The 3,424-nt window shown below is 74.4% G+C and carries 4 protein-coding genes and 1 pseudogene; all 5 read left to right on the top strand.

The genetic code is table 11. The features are described 5' to 3' along the window. The coding region (locus AB0J52_RS32830; RefSeq protein ID WP_500186730.1) for a glutamate racemase at positions 1-533 on the top strand (533 nt) is incomplete at its 5' end. 49 nt (positions 534-582) lie between these two features. Beyond that, on the top strand, positions 583-1,332 hold the full coding sequence (locus AB0J52_RS32825) for an MBL fold metallo-hydrolase (protein ID WP_500186728.1): 750 nt from the start codon (positions 583-585) through the stop codon (positions 1,330-1,332). 97 nt (positions 1,333-1,429) lie between these two features. Continuing rightward, a complete protein-coding gene (gene rph / locus AB0J52_RS32820; RefSeq protein WP_500186727.1) occupies positions 1,430-2,149 on the top strand; it encodes a ribonuclease PH in 720 nt (239 codons plus the stop codon). Then, positions 2,146-2,754, top strand: a complete 609-nt coding sequence (gene rdgB, locus AB0J52_RS32815) for an RdgB/HAM1 family non-canonical purine NTP pyrophosphatase (protein WP_500186726.1) — start codon at positions 2,146-2,148, stop codon at positions 2,752-2,754. Before rph ends, rdgB begins: the two co-directional genes overlap by 4 nt. 158 nt (positions 2,755-2,912) lie before the next feature. After that, a pseudogene (locus tag AB0J52_RS32810) lies at positions 2,913-3,424 on the top strand (hypothetical protein); the annotation flags it as partial.

Raw genomic sequence — 3,424 nt, 5'->3', positions numbered from 1 at the left:
GCCCGGCCGTGCGGCGCGCCGCGGCGGCCACCCGCACCGGACGCGTCGGACTGATCGCCACCCGCGCGACCGTGACCAGCCGCGCCTACGACGACGCGTTCGCGGCCGCCCCGCACATCGAGCTCGTCAGCGCCGCCTGCCCCCGGTTCGTCCCCCTCGTGGAGGCGGGGGTGACGATGGGTGACGAGGTTCTCACCGTGGCCCGTGAGTACCTCCAGCCCATCATGGACGCGGGGTGCGACTCCCTCATCCTGGGTTGCACGCACTACCCGCTCCTGGCCGGCGTCGTCTCGTATGTCGTCGGAGACGGGGTCACACTGGTCTCAAGCGCCGACGAGACCGCCAAGGACGTGTACCGCGTGCTGCACGATCGGGGACTGGCCCGGCCCGACGGAGCCGGACGTCCGGAGCACCGCTTCCGGGCCACCGGCGATCCGGACGTGTTCGCGGCGCTGGGCCGCCGCTTCCTCGGACCGGAGATCGGCGCGGTGGAGACCGTCCGCGCCGGGGACGTGGACGTTCTGACCTACTAAGGCCCCGGGCGGGGTACGAGTCCTCGGGAAGACACAAGGAGGAGTGAGCGTGCGGGTCACTGTGATCGGCTGCTCGGGCAGCTTTCCGGGGCCGGAGAGCCCGGCGTCCTGCTACCTGGTCGAGGCGGACGGGTTCGCCATGCTGCTGGAACTCGGCAGCGGCGCGCTCGGCGTCCTCCAGCGGTTCCACTCGCCGTACGACATAGACGCGGTGCTGCTCTCCCACCTGCATCCCGATCACTGCATGGACATGTGCGGCTTCTACGTGGCCCGCAACTACCGCCCCGACGGACGCGCCCCCCGCATCCCCGTGTACGGCCCGGCCGACACCGGACGCCAGATGTCGCGCGCCTACGGTCTGCCCGGCGACGACGGCATGGACGAGGCGTTCCACTTCCACCCGCTGCCCGCGGACTCCTGGGAGATCGGCCCGTTCACCGTCAGCGCCGTCCAGACCCCGCACCCGGTCGAGGCCTACGCCTTCCGGATCGAGGCGGGCGGCCGCGTCCTCGCCTACTCCGGCGACACCGGCGAGTCGTCCGCGCTGGTGGACATCGCCCGCGACGCCGACCTGTTCCTCTGCGAGGCGTCCTTCCTGGACGCCCCGAACCTGCCACCAGACCTCCACCTCACGGCCCGCGAGGCCGGTGAGCACGCCACCCGCGCCGGCGTCGGCCGCCTCGTCCTCACCCACCTCGTCCCCTGGAACGACGCCGACCGCTCCCTCGTGGAGGCCAAGAGCAGCGGCTTCGCCGGTCCCATCGAACTGGCCCACGTGGGCGCCACCTACGACGTCTGACCCGCCGCCCCGCGCCTCGGGAATCCGGACCGAGGGCCGCCGGCGGGCGCGGGGCGCGCGGGCGTGTCCGCCGGGGCGGGGCATTAGGGTGGTGGGCATGGCACGTCCTGACGACCGCGCGGCAGACCAGCTCCGAACCGTTCGCATCCAGCGCGACTGGCTCGATCACGCCGAGGGCTCGGTGCTGGTCGAGTTCGGCGCGACCCGGGTGCTGTGCGCGGCGTCCGTCCAGGACTCGGTGCCCCGCTGGCGGCGGGACAGCGGGCTCGGCTGGGTGACCGCCGAGTACGCGATGCTCCCGCGCGCGACGCACACCCGCAGCGACCGCGAGGCCGTCAAGGGCCGGCTCGGCGGCCGCACCCAGGAGATCTCCCGCCTGATCGGACGGTCCATCCGGGCCTGTGTCGACTTCAAGGCGCTCGGCGAGAACACCGTCCAGCTCGACTGCGACGTCCTGCAGGCCGACGGCGGCACCCGCACGGCGGCGATCACCGGCGCGTACGTGGCGCTCGCCGACGCCGTCACCTGGATGCGCGAGCGCGGCCTGGTCAAGGGCGACCCGCTGGTCACCTCGGTCGCGGCGGTCAGCGTCGGCGTGATCGACGGCGAGCCGCGGCTCGACCTGGAGTACACCGAGGACGTCCGCGCCGAGACCGACATGAACGTCGTCTGCACCGGCGACGGCCGGTTCGTGGAGGTGCAGGGCACCGCCGAGGGCACGCCGTTCGACCGCGCCGAGCTGGACGCCCTGCTCGACCTCGCCGCCGGCGGCTGCGCCGAGCTCACCCGGCTCCAGGCCGAGGCGCTCGGCCGATGACCCGGGTCGTCCTCGCCACCCGCAACCAGGGCAAGATCGAGGAGCTCCGGCGCATCCTGGACGGGATCGAGGTGATCGGGCTCGACGCGTTCCCGGACGCCCCCGAGGTGCCCGAGACCGAGCTGACCTTCGCCGGCAACGCGCTGCTCAAGGCCCGCGCGATCGCCGCGCACACCGGCCTGCCCGCCGTCTCGGACGACTCGGGCCTCTGCGTGGACGCCCTCAACGGCATGCCCGGCGTGCTGTCCGCCCGCTGGTCCGGACGCTTCGGCGAGAAGACCGGCGACAAGGACCGCGCCAACCTCGACCTCGTCCTCGACCAGCTCGCCGATGTCGCGGACGACGCCCGCGGGGCGCACTTCTTCTGCGCCGCCGCCCTGGTCGTCCCCGGCCACGCCGAGCACGTCGTGGACGGCCGCATGCACGGCGCCATCCTGCGCGAGCCGCGCGGCACCGGCGGCTTCGGCTACGACCCGATCTTCCTCCCGGACGGCGAGACCCGCAGCAGCGCCGAACTCACCCCCGCGGAGAAGGACGCCATCAGCCACCGCGGCCGCGCCTTCCGCGCCCTCGCCGAGATCCTGCCCAGCGCCGTCTCCGCCTGACCCGCGCCACCGCGAGCCCCGCCGCCTCGGCGGCGTCCTTCGGCTGCCCGCCGACGGGGACTCGGGCGGACGGGGCGAAGAAATCTCGTCGCGTGACAACCCGGCGCGGGATGTCGGGGGTTCTTAGGGGTGTAGTTCGACTTCCCCCGAGGAGCAGCATGATCAACATAGTGGGACGGCGGCGTGCGGCCGCGGCGGTCGTCGCCGGGCTGGGCGGCGCGGGAGTGCTCGCCGCAGGCATCTGGCTGGGCACCGGCTCGGACGGTCCGTCACGGGCGGCCACGGTGTCGGCGAACGAGGCGGCGCGCACCGCCGCGCCCGCTCCCCGGCCGGCGTCCACCACGTGGCACTGCCCCACCGCGGCCCCGAAGCCGGGCAAGCCCGGGCCGTCCAGGCCCGGACAGCCCAAGCCGGTGCCGCCGAAGGCGACTCCCTCGTGGCCGGGGAACCACCCGCCGAAGACGTCGCTGCCGCGCCCGAAGCCGAGGCCGTCCACGGCCACTCCGACGGCCCGCCCGATGCCTCCCACGGCCCGTCCGAGCCTGCCTCCGACGGCCCGTCCGAGCCTGCCTCCGACGGCGCGCCCGAGCCGTCCGGGCCATGCGAAGACGCCGGGTCCGCCGCCCGTGTACTGCGGACGGCCCGCGCCCGCGCCCGTCCCGCCGAAGAC

The sequence above is a fragment of the Spirillospora sp. NPDC049652 genome, from assembly GCF_040675125.1.
Taxonomy (GTDB): Bacteria; Actinomycetota; Actinomycetes; order Streptosporangiales; family Streptosporangiaceae; genus Spirillospora.
The sequence above is the reverse complement of the archived record's forward strand: the minus strand, read 5'-3'. Positions and strand labels throughout refer to the sequence as shown.